This window comes from Limnohabitans sp. (assembly GCF_040401495.1).
Classification (GTDB): Bacteria; Pseudomonadota; Gammaproteobacteria; order Burkholderiales; family Burkholderiaceae_C; genus Limnohabitans.
Genome location: NZ_JBBAOI010000001.1, coordinates 253,100 through 272,084, shown reverse-complemented (window position 1 = coordinate 272,084; position 18,985 = coordinate 253,100). Strand labels below are relative to the sequence as shown.

Sequence of the window (18,985 nt, the reverse complement as noted above, 5' to 3'; positions counted from 1 at the left end):
CATCATTGCCTTTGTGGGCAGTGTGTTTTCCCCTTATTACGCATGGGCTAGGCGCAGCGGCAACGCCAACCCCGATAACCACTGCGCCTTGAATGTGGCGCTTTATTCGCGACATGCCAAACGCTGGACCATGACTGAGCGAGGTGCGCAGCACTGTCACCGCGATGCGCAGCAATTCACCATAGGACCTAGCCAGCTTCGCTGGGACGGGCAGTCGCTGGTCATCGATATCAACGAGGTGGGCGTGCCTTTTCCGCACCGTGTCAAAGGGCAGGTGAGGGTGCAGCCGCATCGCTTGTTCAACTTCAGTACTGCCATTGATACCCAAGGCTTGCACCGCTGGGGACCGATTTCACCCCGTGCGCGGGTGGAAGTGAATATGTTGAGCCCTGACCAAAAATGGACAGGCACGGGGTATTTGGATTCCAACGAAGGCGATGAACCGATAGACCGTTCTTGCCGCGAATGGGATTGGTCACGCAGCCCTCTGAGGGACGGCAGTACAGCTGTGATTTACGACATCCTAGGCAAAACAGCAGATGACGACAAATTGCTAGCACTGCGCTTCACGCCGCAAGGCGAGGTATTGCCCTTTGTGGCGCCGCAGCGGCAAAGCATGCCCTTGACCCTTTGGCGATTGGGCAGGCGTATGCGCAGTGACGGCGTCGTCCATGTGGCCGAGCAGCTGGAGGACACACCGTTTTACCAACGCGCCTTGTTGCATAGCCATTTGCTAGGTGAATCGGTGCAAAGTTTCCATGAAAGCATCACCATGTCTCGCTTGGTGTCACCTGTGGTGCAAGCCATGCTGCCGTGGCGCATGCCAAGAAGGGCATGATCATCGCCCTTTGAACACGGGCTTTCTTTTCTCGGCAAACGCCTTCAAACCTTGCGCAAAATCTTCAGTACGACTACTTAGTAATTCACGCTCGCGCAGTGCAGCTTCATCGTAGTGACCTGCGGCAATTTCGTTAAGCGAGCGCTTCATGGCTTGTACAGCCAGCGGGGCCAAGGCCAGCACATCGTTGACGAGTGATTGAAGTTTCGTTGGAAAATCTACTGCTGAGTAAAAGCTTTCAAACAATCCCAAGGCATGCAAGTCGGCCGAAGAAAAAACCCGTGCAGTTAGAAAAGCCCGCTTCGCAGCGGCAATGCCAAACTGGCTGACATAGCGTTGCAATCCGCTGGGGTAATAGTGCAAACCCAGTGCGGCAGCGGGCATGCGCCACTCTATGCCCTCTAGCGCTAAGCGCAAATCGCAGGCCAGCACCAAGTCGGTGGCGCCACCATAGATGCTGCCATTCAATGCGCAGATGGTGATGGGACGTAGCTGGTTTAAAGCCTCAGGCACTTTTTCAAAAGCGGTAGAACCGTGATCGGCATCGCTGAAGCCACCAATGTCATAGCCCGCGCAAAACACAGGCTTGGGGTGGCCTTGGGTATTGGCGGTTAGCACCACCAACCGAACAGCCGTGTCTTGGTTGATCTGATCGAAATACTGCAACAGCAAGGCCAGATCGGTGTTCTCCAAACGGTTGCGCTGAGCCGGACGATTCAAGGTGATGGTGGCGACACCGTCTGCGATGTGCAGCAGGGGGGCGGTGCTCAATGCACCACCACAGGTACTTGGGTAGCAGGTGGTGTGTTGCGACTGCGGTGGCAGCGTACCAAGCCGTCAATCATCACCATACCAATGCCAGGGATATCGCCCAGTTGCACGCTTTCCAAAAGTGTACGACCAGCGGTTTCTTGCGCACGGTCCATGAACACCAAGTCGGCGGCACGGCCCACTTCAATCAAGCCGCAATTCAAGTTGCGAATGCGTGCAGTGTTTCCCGTGGCAAAACAAAACACCAACTCGGCAGGAATATTGGCAAGGCTAGACAGCAGTGCGATCATGCGCAAAATGCCCAAAGGTTGCACGCCAGAACCCGCTGGTCCGTCGGTGCCCAAAATCACGCGGTGGGGACATTTCAATTCCTGCGCCGCTTTGGCAGCGGTAATCGCCACACGCTCGTTGCCGTTATGCACGATCTCAATCGCGCGGCTGGACTTCTCGCACAACTCGCAGACATGCGCCTCTGACAGCGAAGTGTGGCCACCGTTGATATGTCCTATCACATCCGCGTCGGCTTCAAGCACCACATCTTTGTCAATCAAGCCCGAGCCAGGAATGGAGGGCCCTCCTGTATGAATGGTGCTTTGTATACCGTGCTTACGTGCCCACGCCACCATTTCTTTGGCCTCGTAGCCCGCTTTGACCGAACCTAAACCCACCTCGCCCAACAGCGTCACGCCTGCTGAGGCGAGTTCGGCGAAATCGTGTTCGGTCATGCCCTTTTCAATAATGGGCGCACCCGCAATCACTTTCACGCCGCCGGGGCGAAAGTTGCTAAAAGCACGTTGCGCGGTAATGGCCAGTGCCTTGAGACCCACAATGTCTTTGGGGCGTCCGGGTAAATGCACCTCACCGGCCGACACCATGGTGGTCACGCCGCCGTTCATGGTCGAGTCAATCCAGCCGATTTGGTTTTGCCTTGGTGTCCAGTCGCCAAACACGGGGTGCACATGGCTGTCGATCAAGCCAGGTGCCACGCAGGTCTGTTGGACATCGATGGTGGTTTTGGCACCCTCGGTGTCCACGTCCTTGAAGCGTCCCACGGCCGTGATCAGCCCATCCATCACCACGATGGTGTCAGCTTGCAAAATGGGTTGATCGATGTCGCCCGAGAGCAGCAAACCAATATTTTTGATGACGACCTTGCCTGAGGCTTCTTCGATGGTGGCGGTGGCCATGGGTGTCTCCTGAATGCTTGCGTTGGAAAATGATTCTGCCACGCGTCCAAGCATAATAGGGCATGGCCTCAACCAGCAACACCCATACCGATGGACTACCCAGCACTGACGCAGGCCAACCCTTGGGTTTGCAAAGGGTAGAACCGCGTCACGGGCCGGTGCGCGAGGGCAAGGTCGAATGCAACGCCTGTCCAGTGCTGTGTCATATTTCTGAAGGGCGTGTCGGTGCCTGTGACCGCTATGCCAACCACGACGGCGTGCTGGTGCGCTTAGACCCTGTGGTGTTTTTAAGTCAACAAGCGCAAAGCGCTGAACCACTCACTTTGCAAGCGCGGCCAGACAGTCAGACGTCCCCCCAAACCTTGACCGCCATCGATAGTGCCGAGCGCGGTGTGTTTGTCACCGGCATTGGTGCCTCCACCACCTACCCCGATTACAAACCTGCGCCGTTCATCGTCGCAGCCAAGTCCAAGGGTGTTGACATGGTGACCGTGGTCACCGAAGGCATCTTCAGCTATTGCAGCTTGAAGGTGAAGATTGACACCGACAGGTATTTGGGCGATGAGCGTGCCGCTGTGTTCTACCAAGGTGAAGAGGTAGGTCATGTCACCACCGCCGAGTACGGCTCGCAAATGCTCAGCTTGGGCGGCGTGCATCACCTGACGGGAGGGGGCAAAAAGCAAGGACGCATGGCGCTGGAGTTGATGCATCTCTTGGGCAACCATCAAGCGGCAGAGGTGCAAGTAGAAAACGGCGCCAAGGTGGTGCTGCAAGCGGGTCGTGCACCAGTGGTGGACGGCGTGACCGAGCAGCGTATGCGTGTGGGCTGCGGTTCGGCGGCCGTAGGAATGTTTGCACGCCAATGGCTAGGTCTGTGCGACGAGGTGGTGGTGGTAGACGACCACATCACCGGCGTGCTCACCGAACACCAAGCGGGGCGCTGTTTGCACATGCGTCCCAGCGGTGTCAAGATCAAAGGGCGCAAGTCCACCCCAGGGCGCTACTTTCAGGTGGCCGCGGCAGGTACTGGTTGGGGCGGTACCAACATCAGCGACCCACTGGCTATTTTGGATGCTTGGAATCCTTCTGAAGCGTGGTCGGGTTTGCGCCTTCTCATGACGTCCACCACCGGCGAGCACTCGGCTTGGTTTGTATTGGATGACCATCTGCAACCCCAGCCAGCACCCATGCCCGCTGAGGTGCAGCAGGTGGTGGAACGTATTGGCGAGAATTGCGAACCGTCTTTGGTGTCGGTGCTGTTCTTGGGCGGCGCGGGTGGTAGCCTGCGCTCAGGTGTCACTGACAACCCCATTCAACTCACCCGTGCTGTGAAAAAAGCTTTGGTCAATGTCACCTGTGGCGGCGCACCTGCGTATGTGTGGCCGGGCGGTGGCATCACCCTCATGGTAGATGTGTTGCGTATGCCTGCCAACAGCTTTGGTACCGTGCCCACACCGGCCATCGTGGCGCCCATCGAGTTCAGCATGAAGCTGGAAGATTACCAAGCCTTGGGTGGTCACATGGGTTTTGTGCGTTCTCTTGATGACAGCTTGCTCAAAGGTGCTTGGCACAACGACGGTGCTCCCACGCAACTGAAGTGGGAGACACCGCCTGCGGGTGTCAACCCATGGCCCTTGGACAACCCGCCGATGTTGGGCTGACAACAATGCAAGCAACACGCCAAGCTTTGTCAGACGGTCGTTGGCATTTTCAGCATGGCCCTATTGACATCGTGTTGCAAGCCGTAGGCGATTCAAGGGCTTGCCAACACGCGGTGGAATCTGCGTGGCAGCGTTTTCAAACGGTTCTGCCCGAACTGGTAAGTGAATTGCGGCTTTTGCGACGGCCTGTCTCCTTGCTACTCGAGACCAGCCTGCAAGGCGTGGTGGCGCAACGCATGCAGCTGGCCGCACAGACTGTGGCCTGGGCTGCAGCCGATGGTTTTATCACCCCGATGGCGGCGGTGGCCGGTTCGGTAGCGCAGGAGTTAATGACACATCTGGCACAAGACGGTGTGCACAAAGCTTATGTGAACAACGGCGGCGATATTGCTTTGCATTTGCAAGAAGGGCAGAGTTGGCGCATAGGCGTGGTGAGTGATTTACAACAAGCTTTGCAATCAGGTCTTCAATCTGAGCTTATCAGTGACGGCCACTTTTCGATTGACTACGACATGCCTGTACGTGGTGTTGCTACCAGCGGTTGCAGAGGCCGCAGTTTTTCATTGGGCATTGCCGACAGCGTCACGGTTTTGGCGGCGACTGCAGCGCAAGCGGATGTAGCAGCGACCTTGATTGCCAACGCCGTCAACTTGGACCATGCCGGCATCGTGCGTCAACCTGCCAATAGCTTGCGTGACGATACCGATTTAGGCGAACGAATGGTGACAGTTGAGGTGCCAACATTGCCACTCGCACAAATACAGCTTGCTTTGCAACTCGGGCTAGACTGTGCCCATGCCATGCAGGTGCGTGGTCAGGTGTATGCGGTTTATTTAAGTTGCCAAGGCCTTATGGCAGTGGCACAACCCTTGGAGTGTTTGGTGTGACTGCACTGATTGATGTTCGACGGGTCTTCACCCACGTGGAAGACATACACCACGAGTTTGGCCCCAAGCCCGATACACCCTTGGTGCGCGGCTCGATTGCCGCGGTGTTGCGCAACCCTTATGCAGGCAGTTTTCACGCCAATATTTTGCCGATGATGGAAGCCTTGAATCCTTTGGGTATTGAATTGGCTCAGAAGTTGTGCAAAGCCATGGGCGTGTCGCCCGAGGCGATTCAGGGCTATGGCAAAGGCGCCATCGTGGGTGCGGCTGGCGAGTTAGAGCATGGCGCTTTGTGGCATGTGCCTGGCGGCTACGCCATGCGTGAATTATTAGGCTGGAAAGGCGACCGTGCGGCTTACCTTGCAGGCAAAGGCGGCGTCAGCTCTGGTCAACCCGGTAACGCTTTGGCGATTGTGGCGTCCACCAAAAAAGTGGGGCCGCCAGGTGCCAGCTTGGATGTGCCCATGACACACATCAACGCAAGCTATGTTCGCAGCCACTTCGATGCCATCGAAGTGCGTGTGCCCGGTGCGCCGCGCAGCGATGAAATCATCGTCATTTTGGCCATGAGCACAGGCGCTCGTGTGCATGCCCGTGTGGGAGGCTTGGCCGCACAAGACATCAGTCAATGGAATGGGTTGCGTTAATCACGCAGGAGCAGAAGATGAAATCAGATATTCGAAAAATCATTGTGCAAGTCGACGAAGTGTTGCAAGAGGGAGGACTAGCGGTCAACCCACCCACACGTCGCGCCTTGGCCATGGCGGTGATTGCCAACCCCTATGCAGGTAAGTTCAGCGAGAACTTAGACTTACTGATTGACATCGGTGAAGAGCTAGGCGGCTTACTTGGCGAGCGCTGTGTCAAAGCTTTAGGCATCAAGCCTGAAGACGCCCACAGTTACGGCAAAGCCGCTATCGTGGGAGAGGCGGGAGAATTGGAGCACGCCGCGGCCATTCTTCACCCCAAGTTGGGTGCGCCTTTGCGCAAAGCAGTCAGCAAGGGTGCGGCGTTGGTGCCTTCGGCCAAAAAACAAGGCACGCTGGGAACCGCGATTGATGTGCCCTTAGGTCATAAAGATGCAGCTTTTGTGCGCAGCCACTTTGACGCCATGGAAGCACGTGTCAATGATGCGCCACGTGCCAACGAAATTGTGGTGGCGGTGGTGGTCACCGACAGCGGCCGTCCGCATCCGCGCATTGGTGGCTTGCAAGTGCATGAAATCACTGGCACTGACGGTTTACGTTAATTTTTGGAGTTCTTCACCATGTCCCGAATAAGCCCAACAACGGATTCAGCGCTCATCGTGGTCGATGTGCAAAATGGTTTTTGCGATGGCGGCAATTTGGCTGTTGCCGGCGGGGCGCAAGTGGTCCCCATCATCAACCGCATAGCGCCCGCCTTTGCCAACATCGTCATCACCCAAGACTGGCATCCCGCAGGCCATGCTTCTTTTGCAAGCGCACACAGTGGCAAAGCCGCGTTTGAAACCACCGAGATGTTTTATGGCACCCAAGTCCTGTGGCCAGACCATTGCGTTCAAGGTACACACGACGCAGCGCTGCATGCCGACTTGCATTTGCCCACAGCGCAACTCATCATTCGCAAAGGCTTTCACGACGGCATCGACAGCTACTCGGCCTTCATGGAGGCCGATCGCAAAACCCAAACCGGCTTGGAAGCGTATTTGAAGCAGCGCGGTATTCGCAGCGTGTATGTGGTGGGTTTGGCCACCGACTTTTGCGTGGCATGGACCGCAATGGACGCAGGTTCTGCGGGCTTTGAAACCTGCGTCATTGAGGACGCTTGCCGCGCTATCGATATGAACGGCTCGCTGGCCGCGGCTTGGGCACAAATGCAAGCGCAAGGCATACAGCGTTTGCAGTCTGCAGATTTGCAGCTACCTTAAGACAAACTGCGCGATGAAAGCAGTGGCCGCGCACAAATACCCAACGGTGAAATTGACCGTCAACGGGAAAATCCAGGCCACTGCCTTGACACGCCACACCACGGTATTGCATTACTTGCGCAATGACCTCGGGCTCAATGGCCCGAAGTTTGGTTGTGGCTTAGGCCAGTGTGGTGCTTGCACCGTCTTGGTCGATGGCGTGCCAGCACGTGCTTGCGTCATACCTGCGATAGAAATGCAAGACAGGGCCATTACCACACTAGAGGGATTGGGAAATGCCAGTAAACCCCACGTGGTGCAACAGGCTTTTATAACGACACAAGCTGCACAGTGCGGCTATTGCTTGAATGGCATGGTGATGATGACGGTGGCGTTGTTAGAGCGTCACCCTCGACCCAATGACGATCAGATCAAGGCTGCTTTGTCGGGCAATTTGTGTCGCTGCGGCACCCATGTAGAAATCATTGCGGCAGTTCACTGTGCGGCTGATTTGCTGGCGCAAACCGCGGCGCAAGGCTCTGTGTGATGCGAGCGCTTTGGGTTAAACAACGAAGCGATCTCTTTAGCGCCCGAGGTGTTTTGCTGGTGCTTCGTTCCCCGCTACCGCAGCCCGCACCGGTGGCAGGGCAGCCTAGTTTTGTCGCAAGTCTTGCCAGCGAGGGGGATGAATGTTTGTTGGCTTTGTGGGATGACGCCAGTGTCACCGCTTTGCATGGCCATGTTGATCTTGGCACGGGCTTGCGTACTGCCTTGGCCCAACTGGTGGCAGAAGAGTTGAACATGCAGGTTAGCAAAGTGCATCTCCTGATGGGCCACACCGCGTTTTCGCCCAACCAAGGCGCCACCATTGCCAGCACGTCCTTGCAAATCCATGCTGCACCTTTGCGTGCCGCCGCTGCGCAAGCACGTGATTGGTTGTGCGCCAAGGCTGCCGAGAATTTGAAATGTGATCCTCAGCAACTGCGTTTGCAAGACGGCATGTTGATGTCCAATGACCATGCCATCAGCCTGCAAAGTTTGTTGGCCGAACAACAAGTGCTACTGCGTCTTGATACCCAAGCCAAATTAAAACCCAGCGATCAACACCACACCGTGGGTCAAAGCACGCCACGGGTAGACATGGCCGCCAAGGTATTTGGTGATTTAATTTACGTCCACGATATGCGCATGCCCGGTATGTTGCATGGTCGCGTAGTGCGTCCACCTTATGCAGGCGCAGACCACGGCGACTTCATAGGCAACACTTTGGCGCAGGTCGACCGTGATTCCATCGCCCATATCGATGGCATACGAGCTGTGATGGTGCAAGGTGACTTTGTGGGCATTGTCGCCGAGCGTGAAGAGCAAGCCGAGCAGGCCATGCATGATTTAGTGGTGCTGTGGAAGCCTTGGCCGGGCATGCCCGACGTGCAAGACTCGGCTGACGCCATTCGCCGCAACCAACGTACCACCCGCGAGTTGGTCAACGAAGGCGATGTGGACGCTGCCTTGTCCGATGCTGATCAACTGCTGCAACGCGAATATGTTTGGCCTTACCAAATGCATGCGTCCATTGGCCCCTCTTGCGCTGTGGCTTGGTGGCTGCAAGGGTCTGATTCGCAAACGCCCCAAGTGCAGTTGCGTGTGTGGGCAGGGACGCAAAACCCCCATGTATTGCGTGCTGACTTGGCCTTGTTGTGTGGCGTGGGCGACCCTGAAGTGGAGGTGGTGCGCATGGAGGCTGCCGGTTGCTATGGACGCAACGGCGCAGACGATGTGGCGGCAGATGCCGCGCTGTTATCCAAAGCGGTCGGCGCGCCGGTTCGCGTGCAACTTTCTAGAGAGCAAGAGCATGCATGGGAGCCCAAAGGTGCGGCCCAACTTATGCAAGTGCGTGGTGGCTTGTCCGCCAATGGCCAGCCCACTGGCTACGATTTTCAAACCTCTTACCCTTCCAATGGCGCACCCACCCTAGCCTTGTTGCTCACCCGCACCATATCGCCTGCTGCGCGCTCCTATGAAATGGGTGACCGCACTGCACGCCCTCCATATGACTACGCTGACTTGCGTGTGACGGTACACGACATGGCACCACTGTTGCGGGCCTCGTGGTTGCGTGGCGTATCGGCCCTGCCCAATTCATTTGCGCATGAAAGCTTCATAGACGAGCTTGCCGCTGCCGCCAATGCCGATCCTCTGCAATACCGCCTGCAGCTGCTCTCTGACCCACGTGCCAAAGAACTGCTGCAAGCCACGGCCGATCGCGCTGGGTGGCAAATGCATCAGTCACCCCAACAAAAACCTGCGCATGGCGATTGGTTGCAAGGTCAGGGCGTGGCCTATGCCCGATATGTGCATAGCAAATGGCCGGGCTTTGGTGCCGCATGGTCCGCATGGGTCGCCGATGTAGAAGTCCATCGAAACACTGGTGAAGTGCAGGTCAAGCGTGTGGTGGTTGGGCACGATGCAGGCTTGGTGGTCAACCCGCGAGGTGTGGAGCAACAAGTCCATGGCAATGTGCTGCAAACCACCAGCCGTGCCTTGCTTGAAAAAGTTGAAACGGATGCCAAAGACGGTCGGGTGGTTAGCCAAGATTGGGGCAGCTACCCGATTTTGAATTTCCGCCAAGTACCGGTCATTGAGGTGGTGCAAATGCCTCGCCCAGGCGACGATGTGCCTTTGGGTGCGGGCGAGTCCTCCTCTGTGCCTGGCACGGCGGCTATTGCCAACGCTATTTTTGATGCCACTGGCATTCGTTTTCGAAATCCACCATTCACCCCCGAGGTGGTACGCGCAGCTTTGCATCCCTTAGGAGCTCCAACGCCTGCACCTGCACCCATGGCTGATACCGTGTTGAAACCACAAAGAAGCACACAGTCTGGCGTGTTGCAAGGTTGGCGCAAACGTTGGCAGCAAGTCACTGGTTTGGCTTTGGGTATGTTCGCTCTCAGCGCGGCCATCGTGGGTTGGCGTGCTGCCTTGCCCACGGTGAACTTCACGCCAGCCAACTACAGCGCCGATATGCTGCAACGCGGTCAGCAGTTGGCGGCTTTGGGTAACTGCGCAGCTTGTCATACGGCTGAGGAGGGCATGGCCAATGCGGGTGGCCGCCCCATGCAAACCCCTTTTGGTAAGGTTTTTTCAACCAACTTGACCCCTGATGTAGACACGGGCATAGGCGCATGGTCTTACCAAGCTTTTGAGCGCGCCATGCGCCAAGGCATTTCTCGCGATGGTCATGCGCTGTACCCGGTTTTCCCCTTTACCTCGTTTGCCAAAACCAGCGATGCCGACATGATGGCTTTGTACGCTTGGTTGATGTCGCAGCCTGCAGTGACATCGCATACACCTGAGCCGCAGATGCAGTGGGGCTTGGGTTGGCGACCGCTGATGGCCTTGTGGAATGGTTTGTTTCATGCGCCAACGCAGTTCCAACCTCAAACCATGCAAAGCGAACAGTGGAACCGAGGGGCTTATTTGGTAGATGGACTAGGGCACTGCGGCGCATGCCACACACCTCGCAATGCGTTGGGGGCCGAGCGCAACGCGGACGCCTATATGCAAGGTGCGATGCTGGACGGGTGGCAAGCACCTGCGCTTAACCAATTGAACCCCTCACCTGTGCCTTGGAGTGAAGCAGAATTTTTTCGCTATTTACGACAAGGCCATACAAAGCAGCATGGAATAGCTGCTGGCCCTATGGGCTTGGTGGTGCGCAACTTGGCTTTGGTACCAGATAAAGACATACGCGCCATGGCGGTGTATTTGGCCTCTCTGCAACCCCTCACAGGCGGAGATGAAGCACAGCTCGAGACTTTGGCCGCCAAGGTGGTGACCGATGCTGCAAAGCAAGCCCCGCCGCCAGACGTAGCCCTACGCTTATTCCAAGGCAGTTGCGGTGCTTGTCACCACGATGGGGACGGACCGCAGTTGTTGGGCGTGAACCGCCCTTTGGCACTCAACACCAACGTGCACAGCGACCGCCCCGATAACTTGCTGCGCATTGTGTTGGAAGGTATTCAGGCACCAGCATCCAAAGACATTGGTTTCATGCCGTCTTTTGCGAATACCTTGAGTGACAAACAGTTGGTGATGTTGGTCGATGGAATGCGGGCTCGTTATGCGCCGGATAAACCGCCTTGGCAGAACACAGCGCAGACCTTGGCCAACATGCGCAGTCGGTAGTTGTTTGCTGCTGCATCATGGGTTGTAAATTTCGCCACGCGTGTGAGCGGTTGATTCCCCTGCACTTACAGACTGGTGTGTTTCGTAATGGCAGTGTCTGCAATGCCAAGTCTCGTAAGCAGGCAAATGTTTAGCTGAGCCCCATGTGTTGAGAAGTATCCCTGCTTCTGTTGTGACCTTCCAATACCCTGGTACCCCGCACTGGGGGCAAAGCGACAAAATTTTGCGAGCGAGGTCTTCTGTCGCTTGTGCAATCAAGTTTTGCCTTGTGGGATTAGCGAATGCACGCAAATCGTTTTCAACAAAAACCTTGCCATTGGTGGACTGTTGCTGTGCTTCGATATAAGCAAATGTTAAGTTATCCAAGGTATGCAACCCTTTAACAACGCGCGGGTCATTTTCATGCTCCGGTCTGAGCATGAGCTGATGTTGCGCAAAACCAGCGTCTTGGGCAAATTGAAGTAATTCATCAATATTTCTGACAAACTTTCCCATGCTCATGGCACTGCCTTTGGCTATCCCTACAACTTCAACTCCATGAAGATCATCGAGAAAAATAACCATCTCAATATTCCAAGGCATGAACCCAGAAAACGGATCAGCTACAAACGAGCCTTCACTGGCAACACCAATCGTGTTGCCGCTGAAATCAATGCCAATTTGCGCTTTTCTACGCACAGATTGCAGTTGAGTTCCTTGAGGCTTGAGCGTGCGGTCAAATGTGCCCAATTCATCTGTATCAAAAGACTGCACAAGTTCAATTTCACAGCCCAGAGTTCGTTTAAGAATGGGGGCGATGATGGACTCTTTGCCATGCTTTGTTAACAAAGAAATTCTCTTGCGGTCATAACTTATCTTCATAATGCTCTCCTAAACAAAAAAATGGTTAGCAACCCACGCGTAGGTTGGAATACCCACTAAAAGGTTCAATGGGAAAGTGATACCCAATGACAAGCCGAAGTAAATAGAAGGCTTGGCCTCTGGAATAGCGGTTCGCAAAACTGTCGGAACGGCAATGTACGAAGCACTAGCAGCCAAAACCATCAAAAGTATGGCGTTACCTTTGGATAAATCAGCCATGACGGCTAACGCAAGTGCCAATCCAGCATGCACCACTGGCGCCACCACAGCATAGACCAGCAATGCAGGCGACACTGCTTTGAGTTGATGCAAATTTCTAGCGGTCAGTAAGCCCATATCTAGCAAGAAAAACGCGAGCATGCCTTTGAACAAGTCGCTGGAGAAAGGCTGCATTGCTGCTTGACCGGATTCGCCTGTCAGCATGCCAATTGCCATAGCGCCTAGGAGCAGCAATTGAGCGCCGTCTGTGAATGACTCATGAAGAATTTTTTTCACAGAAACTGCTTGCTTCGGCGTTCCAAGAGATAGGCAAGCCAAGCCTGAATTCATGACCACGGTGGAAGTCCCAAGGCTTTGCTGTCGGATATAACTGGCCATCAACACGGCCAAAATGATGGCGGGTGACTCCATCAGCGCCATGGCCCCGGCCATATGGCCACCGTATGCAATACTTTGATTTTCCAGATATTGAACGGCTGTGACAAAGGTTACTGCGCTGACAGAGCCGTAGGTTGCTGCCACGGCAGCTGCGTCAAAGCCAGACAAAAATCGCTTGAGCAAATTAAATCCTATCAAGGGTATGAACACTGCCAAAGCCATGGCGGCTCCCAAGCTGGACAACACTTCAGGGGTTAAACCAGATTGCGCCAGTGCAAATCCACCTTTGAGGCCTAAGGCCATGAGCAAGTACAGCGACAAAAACCTAGAAATTGCAGGCGGTATTTCTAAGTTGGATTGAACTGTCCCAGCAAGAGCGCCAAAAACAAAAAAAAGGATGGCTGGATCAAGAAAACTGTGCATTTAGGAATTCCTTTGGGTAGATCCTAGGCCGCACAATACTTTTTGTAAAATTGATTTTTAAATTTGTTTGTATAGGTAAATATCTATGAATATCAGCTTTCGTCAAATGAAACTTTTCTTGGCGCTTGCTGATACGGGCAGTGTCACTGCAGCAGCGCGAGCAACGCATGTCACCCAGCCCACTGCATCTATGCAACTCAAGGAAGTAACCCAATCCGTGGGACTGCCTTTGTATGAAGTGATTTCAAAAAAGGTTTACCTGACCGATGCGGGTCTGGCCTTGGCGCAAACCGCCAGAGATATGTTGCGCAGTTGGGATGCTTTCGAGCAAACTGTCGATGGCACCAAAGGCATGACGCGAGGAAAATTGAAAGTGGCGGTTGTCAGCACCGCCAAATACTTTATGCCCAGAATGATTGGTGGATTTTGCAAAAAATACCCAGACATCGATGTGTCATTGGAGATTTTGAACCGCGATGGCGTTGTGGCTCGAATGAGAGACAACTTGGACGATCTCTACATCATGTCGCAACCGCCGTCAGACAGAGATATATCAGACGAGGTATTGATGGTTAATCCTGTGGTGTTGATTGCTTCCACCCGAGACCCCTTGTCTAAAAAGCTTTCTCAATCGCTCGCCAATCTCTCTGATCATCGATTTATTTTGAGAGAAAAAGGTTCAGGCACACGCATGTGCGTGGATCAACACTTTAAAAAGCAAAAATTCAGCCCGGATATTCGCATGGAGTTAGGAAGCAATGAAGCTATCAAGGAGGCTGTGGCTGGAGGCTTAGGAATTGGTGTGGTGTCTCAGCATGCTTTGCATGGCTTGAAAAAAGAGCATGGGGTGACCGTCATCAATATCAAAGGCTTTCCGCTGGTTTCTTATTGGCACATGGTGCATCCAGCTCAAAAGAAATTGACACCAATCGCTCTTGCATTTAAAAAGTATTTACTTAGCAGCGTCAGTGAGTAGCGCTGTCTTTGACGAAGTCGTCCAAAAGTTTTTTCAACTGCTCGGTTTTACGCAAACCCAGTACTTTGTGGATAGATTGATGGTGAGCATCGACTTGGGCTGTCAGGCGTTGCACCATGGCCAAGCCTGTGTTGGAGATAAAGACCAGCACTTTGCGACTGTCTTCTGGTGATGTTTTGCGCATGACCAAGCCGCGGCTCACAAGTTTGTCAATGTTTTTGGTGAGCGCTGGATGGTTCATCAGCACCTGTTCGGCCAATTCCCCCATGGCGCGTCCGTTTTCATCTGACAACACTTGCAAGATACGCCAGTGTTGTTCGGTCATTTTTTCTTGGGCAATGGCTTTGCCCAAACCCATGCTCATCGTACGGTTGGCAGAAGCCAGCAAGTAAGAGAGGTAATGATTGAGGTCGGGACTAGGCATATATCCTGCTTACATTCTGTTGAATTTCTGCTAGTCTAAAGAACTTCTTTTCCAAGGACAACATCTTTGTTGCATCTTGGATCATTCTTTGTTGGGTTGCACGTGAAAAGATCGACTTAGGCACCATGGGCAGACATTGGAGTGGTCAATATCGGGGAACTGATGCACGTATTTCATGCACGCATCACCCCAAAAAAGTGCGTGCATGGCAGGCGCACCGTGCTCTTGCGTTGCCCGACGATTCGCAATTCATCTCCATAGGTTTATGCATGGCGCAAGATGGGGCGGCCGGTATTTGGTCACCCTCAGCATTGGCCAGTGCCGAGTTAGCTGTTGCTGAACTTAACCAACGCAACGGCATCGCAGGGCGTCAGGTGCGCTTGGTGTGCCTAAACGCAAGTGATGAATCCTCTAACTTTGAAGATGAATTGCTGCGAGCCATCGATACTCACAGCATCGAAGCCTTGGTGGGTATGCACACCAGTGCTGTTCGCGAGCGCATTGTTCAAAGCGTGGGCGGTATGGTCCCCTATGTTTACACACCCTTGTATGAAGGGGGCGAAGTCACCCCTGGGGTTTTCACGCTTGGCGAAACGCCGGCTCAGCAGTTGCGTCCCGCCATCGATTGGCTGAGTCGCCATGAAAAAACCAAGCGCTGGCTGTTCGTGGGCAACGACTATGTGTGGCCGCGGGTCTCGCACCGCTTGGCTCAAAACTATGTTGAACAAAGTGGCGGCAGGGTCTTGGACTCTGTGTATTTACCGATTGGCACCCAAGATTTTTCAGCCGTACTCGACAGCTTGCAAAGCTTGCAAGCCGATGCGGTGTTGGTGTCTTTGGTGGGTCAAGACGCCATTACGTTCAACCGCCAGTTTGGTCATGCGGGTTTGAATCGACGTGCGGTTCGTTTGTCGTGTGCCATCGAAGAAAACGTACTCATGGGCATAGGCTCTGACAAAACCGAAGGTTTGTATGTGGCGGCCAGTTACTTTGCCAACTTGCAAACCGACGCCAACTTGTCCTTACAAGAGCGCTTCAGTGCTTGCCATGGTGTGAGGGCGCCCGTGCTCAATGCCTTGGGTCAGTCGGCATACGAAGGTATGCATTTTTTGGCTGCCATGTTCGACAACAACCTGCATCTGCCCGAACATTGGCCGCATATCGCCAAACGCAACTTGGCTTACCAAAGCGCCCGAGGTGCCAGTTATGTTGGTAACCAATTTAAAAACGCGCCTATTTATTTAGCGCGTGCTAATGGCCATCAGTTTCAAGTCGTTACAAGGTTCTAATTTTGTGTCGAGATATTCCCAACTACACTACGAAATGCGTCCCTTTTTATTTTCCAAAGCAAACAAATCCATTGACGCATTTGAATTTTGATGAAACACTGTTACATCGATTTAACAACACCCTAGGAGATATGCATGGCTGTCAAACGTCCCACCCTCGATCAGTTGCAAGAAGTTGCCTATAGCTTGGGGATACACCTCTCCGAGGAGCAAGCTGAAACTTACAACACCTTGTTGCAAGGCAACTTTGATGCCTATGACATTGTTGACGCCTTGCCCGACTATGTGCCTGAGGTCAAGTACCCCCGTACGCCTGGCACCTTCCCCTCACCTGAGGAAAATAAATACGGCGCTTGGTATGTCAAGTCCACCATCAAGGGTGCAGCATCAGGCAAATTGGCTGGCAAAACCGTTGTCTTGAAAGATAACGTCTGCGTGGCTGGCGTCCCCATGATGAACGGTGCGTCTACCTTGGAAGGCTATATGCCCAATATCGACGCTACCGTGGTCACGCGCTTGCTTGACGCTGGAGCTACCGTGATGGGTAAATCGGTGTGTGAATATTTCTGCTTCTCTGGCGGTTCACACACCAGCTCTACCGGTCCTGTTCATAACCCTCACAAACATGGTTACTCTGCAGGGGGCTCTTCTTCTGGCAGCGCGGCATTGTTGGCGGCTGGCGAAGTTGACTTGGCCATCGGTGGCGACCAAGGCGGCTCCATCCGTATGCCTGCGTCTTACTGCGGCGTGTATGGCATGAAAGCCACGCATGGTTTGGTGCCTTACACCGGCGTCATGCCCATTGAACTCACCATCGACCACACCGGCCCCATGACACGCAATGTCACCGACAACGCCGTCATGCTGGAAGTCATTGCAGGCCCTGATGGTTTGGATCCCCGCCAATACGCCGAGCAACACAGCAAAAACTACTCTGAAATCATGAAGCAAGGCATCAAAGGCTTGCGCATCGGTGTGGTCAAGGAAGGCTTTGGTTGGCCCAACTCTATGGCCGCGTCTGACGCCAAAGTCAAAGCGGCTGCAGCTGCGTTGGCCAAAGCTGGTGCTACCGTGGAAGATGTTTCCATTCCCATGCACTTGGTGGGCCCCGCCATTTGGTTGCCTATCGCGGCCGAAGGTGCAACACAGCAAATGATGAAAGACAACGGCCACGGTTTCAACTGGAAGGGCTTGTACGTCACTAGCATGGTCGACTTCCACGCAGGTTGGAAAGCCCGTGCCGACGAGTTATCTGAAACATTGAAACTGACCATGGTGTTGGGCGAGTATTTCATTCAACACTACCGTGGCCATTACTATGCCAAGGCGCAAAACCTGTCACGTCAACTGCGCAAAGCCTATGACGATGCGTTTGCGAAATACGATTTGTTGCTCATGCCCACCCTGCCATTGACTGCCACCCCACTGCCCAAGCCTGGCGCAGAAGTGGGAGAAGTGGTGCAACGTGCGTTTGAGATGCTGGCCAACACTTGCCCGTTTGACGTCACTGGCCATCCAGCCATGTCGGTGCCATGCGGCTTGGTGGACGGTTTGCCTGTTGGCATGATGCTGATAGGTAAACATTGGGATGAGGGCACTATTTACCGTGGTGCTTATGCTTTCGAGCAACTCGGCGACTGGAAAAAGATGTAGGAAAAGTCAGGGGCCTTTGAAAAGAGGTCCTCAACTGGTAAGCGTTAGTTTTTTCAACACACAAGAGGAACACAACATGGACCGCAGAAAGTTTATTCAAACCACCGCTGGTGGCATTGCAGCTGGCACCGCTGGCATGTATGGCAGTTCGGCACTGGCCGCTGACGACATCAAAGTGGGCAGCATCCACGATTTGTCTGGTGGCTTGGACATTTACGGCAAACCCATGGTCGACGCCTTGACCTTGGCCATCGAAGAGCAAAACGCTGCTGGCGGCTTGCTGGGCAAACAAGTGGCTTTGATCAACTATGACTCACAGTCCAATATGCAAAAGTACACCGAGTACGCCCAAATGGCAGCGTTGAAAGACAAAGTTGCCATGGTGCATGGTGGTATTACGTCTGCCTCACGCGAAGTGATTCGCCCCGTGCTGACCAAAAACAAAACCCTTTACTTTTACAACACACAGTATGAAGGCGGCGTTTGTGATCGCAACACTTTCTGTACCGGTGTGACACCAGCTCAGACTGTGCAAAAACTGATTCCTTACTCCATGAAAAAATGGGGCAAGAAGGTTTATGTCATCGCAGCTGACTACAACTATGGCCAAATCACTTCACAGTGGGTTAAGAAGTACGTCACTGAAGGCGGCGGCAGCGTTCAAGCCATCGAATTTTTCCCCTTGGATGTAACCAATTTTGGCCCCACCATCGCCAAAATCGAAGCAGCCAAACCCGACTTCGTGGTGTCTGCTTTGGTGGGTGGCGCACACATGTCCTTCTATCGCCAATGGGGCGCAGCAGGTATGTTGAAGAAGATCCCTATGGCTTCTTCCACCTTCGCCGTGGGTAACGAGCAAGTCGTGTTGGCGCCTGAAGAGTGCAATGGCATGGTCTTGTCTTACAACTACTTCGAAAAAATCGCCACGCCACAAAACAAAGCTTTCTTGGCTGCCTTCCACAAGCGTTTTGGCGCAGACTATCCCAACGTCACCGAGTTGGCCATGGGCACTTACCAAGGCTTCAAGTTGTGGGCCGAAGCTGTTAAGAAAGCCGGCAGCATAGACCGCATGAAAGTGATTGAAGCACTGGAGAGCGGCATCAGCATCGACGCTCCCAGTGGCAAGGTCACTGTCGATGGTGCTTCACACCACTGTATTTTGGATGTGAGCTTGGCCGAAGTGAAAAACAAAAAACTCGACATTCTGCAGACGTTTGCCCAACAAGCGCCTTCAGACACCAGCGCTGTGTGTAACCTCAAGAAAAACCCTGCTGACAACCAGCAGTACGTGATCAAGGTTTAAGCACTGCTGATTGTTTGATAGATTGAAAGAGAGAAGGCGTAC

General features: G+C 53.9%; 17 protein-coding genes. 12 read left to right on the top strand and 5 right to left on the bottom strand.

Going from position 1 to position 18,985, the window contains the following annotated elements:
• The first annotated feature begins 13 nt into the window (after positions 1-13).
• Positions 14-838 carry a carotenoid 1,2-hydratase family protein gene (locus AC9UEO_RS01380; RefSeq protein ID WP_509528889.1) on the top strand — a complete coding sequence of 275 codons (825 nt, stop codon included), beginning with the start codon at positions 14-16 and terminating at the stop codon, positions 836-838.
• Here the strand turns inward: AC9UEO_RS01380 and AC9UEO_RS01375 are convergent, their stop codons facing one another.
• Positions 839-1,609 carry an enoyl-CoA hydratase/isomerase family protein gene (locus AC9UEO_RS01375; RefSeq protein ID WP_509528887.1) on the bottom strand — a complete coding sequence of 257 codons (771 nt, stop codon included), beginning with the start codon at positions 1,607-1,609 and terminating at the stop codon, positions 839-841. It lies immediately after the preceding gene.
• On the bottom strand, positions 1,606-2,796 hold the full coding sequence (locus AC9UEO_RS01370; RefSeq protein ID WP_509528885.1) for an amidohydrolase family protein: 1,191 nt from the start codon (positions 2,794-2,796) through the stop codon (positions 1,606-1,608). The genes AC9UEO_RS01375 and AC9UEO_RS01370 overlap by 4 nt, the downstream gene beginning before the upstream one ends.
• Before the next feature lie 62 nt (positions 2,797-2,858).
• Between AC9UEO_RS01370 and AC9UEO_RS01365 the strand changes: the two genes are divergently transcribed.
• Genes AC9UEO_RS01365 through AC9UEO_RS01335 form a run of 7 tightly spaced genes read left to right on the top strand, consistent with a single transcriptional unit; the run spans position 2,859 to position 11,417 of the window.
• Positions 2,859-4,457: a 6-hydroxynicotinate reductase gene (locus AC9UEO_RS01365; RefSeq protein ID WP_509528883.1), complete on the top strand. Its 1,599-nt coding sequence runs from the start codon at positions 2,859-2,861 to the stop codon at positions 4,455-4,457.
• Positions 4,424-5,344 (top strand): UPF0280 family protein, encoded by a 921-nt coding sequence (locus tag AC9UEO_RS01360; protein ID WP_509528881.1) that lies wholly within the window; start codon positions 4,424-4,426, stop codon positions 5,342-5,344. Before AC9UEO_RS01365 ends, AC9UEO_RS01360 begins: the two co-directional genes overlap by 34 nt.
• Positions 5,345-5,349: 5 nt before the next feature.
• On the top strand, positions 5,350-5,991 hold the full coding sequence (locus AC9UEO_RS01355; protein WP_509529091.1) for an amino acid synthesis family protein: 642 nt from the start codon (positions 5,350-5,352) through the stop codon (positions 5,989-5,991).
• A gap of 17 nt (positions 5,992-6,008) precedes the next feature.
• Positions 6,009-6,593, top strand: a complete 585-nt coding sequence (locus AC9UEO_RS01350; RefSeq protein ID WP_509528879.1) for an amino acid synthesis family protein — start codon at positions 6,009-6,011, stop codon at positions 6,591-6,593.
• 18 nt (positions 6,594-6,611) lie between these two features.
• On the top strand, positions 6,612-7,253 hold the full coding sequence (gene pncA, locus AC9UEO_RS01345; RefSeq protein WP_509528876.1) for a bifunctional nicotinamidase/pyrazinamidase: 642 nt from the start codon (positions 6,612-6,614) through the stop codon (positions 7,251-7,253).
• Between the two features lie 13 nt (positions 7,254-7,266).
• Positions 7,267-7,779, top strand: a complete 513-nt coding sequence (locus AC9UEO_RS01340; RefSeq protein WP_509528874.1) for a (2Fe-2S)-binding protein — start codon at positions 7,267-7,269, stop codon at positions 7,777-7,779.
• A complete protein-coding gene (locus tag AC9UEO_RS01335; RefSeq protein ID WP_509528871.1) occupies positions 7,779-11,417 on the top strand; it encodes a molybdopterin cofactor-binding domain-containing protein in 3,639 nt (1,212 codons plus the stop codon). The genes AC9UEO_RS01340 and AC9UEO_RS01335 overlap by 1 nt, the downstream gene beginning before the upstream one ends.
• A 15-nt stretch (positions 11,418-11,432) precedes the next feature.
• Here AC9UEO_RS01335 and AC9UEO_RS01330 read toward each other — a convergent pair whose 3' ends face one another.
• On the bottom strand, positions 11,433-12,278 hold the full coding sequence (locus AC9UEO_RS01330) for a DUF6671 family protein (protein ID WP_509528869.1): 846 nt from the start codon (positions 12,276-12,278) through the stop codon (positions 11,433-11,435).
• Positions 12,279-12,287: 9 nt separating this feature from the next.
• Positions 12,288-13,298, bottom strand: a complete 1,011-nt coding sequence (locus tag AC9UEO_RS01325) for a sodium-dependent bicarbonate transport family permease (protein ID WP_509528868.1) — start codon at positions 13,296-13,298, stop codon at positions 12,288-12,290.
• Positions 13,299-13,383: 85 nt separating this feature from the next.
• Between AC9UEO_RS01325 and AC9UEO_RS01320 the strand changes: the two genes are divergently transcribed.
• The gene (locus AC9UEO_RS01320; protein WP_509528866.1) at positions 13,384-14,274 is read left to right on the top strand and encodes a LysR family transcriptional regulator; all 891 of its coding nucleotides are present in this window, start codon (positions 13,384-13,386) and stop codon (positions 14,272-14,274) included.
• Here the strand turns inward: AC9UEO_RS01320 and AC9UEO_RS01315 are convergent.
• Positions 14,264-14,698, bottom strand: coding sequence for a MarR family winged helix-turn-helix transcriptional regulator (locus tag AC9UEO_RS01315; RefSeq protein WP_509528863.1), 435 nt, complete (start codon positions 14,696-14,698; stop codon positions 14,264-14,266). The genes AC9UEO_RS01320 and AC9UEO_RS01315 overlap by 11 nt on opposite strands.
• Positions 14,699-14,823: 125 nt before the next feature.
• Here AC9UEO_RS01315 and AC9UEO_RS01310 point away from each other — a divergent pair, with 125 nt between their 5' ends.
• From AC9UEO_RS01310 to AC9UEO_RS01300, 3 genes are all read left to right on the top strand, one after another.
• Entirely contained in the window at positions 14,824-15,987 is a 1,164-nt protein-coding gene (locus tag AC9UEO_RS01310) for a substrate-binding domain-containing protein (protein WP_509528861.1), read from the top strand.
• A 135-nt stretch (positions 15,988-16,122) separates the two neighbouring features.
• Positions 16,123-17,640, top strand: a complete 1,518-nt coding sequence (locus AC9UEO_RS01305) for an amidase (RefSeq protein ID WP_509528859.1) — start codon at positions 16,123-16,125, stop codon at positions 17,638-17,640.
• Positions 17,641-17,716: 76 nt separating this feature from the next.
• The gene (locus AC9UEO_RS01300) at positions 17,717-18,943 is read left to right on the top strand and encodes an urea ABC transporter substrate-binding protein (protein WP_509528857.1); all 1,227 of its coding nucleotides are present in this window, start codon (positions 17,717-17,719) and stop codon (positions 18,941-18,943) included.
• Positions 18,944-18,985: the final 42 nt, after the last annotated feature.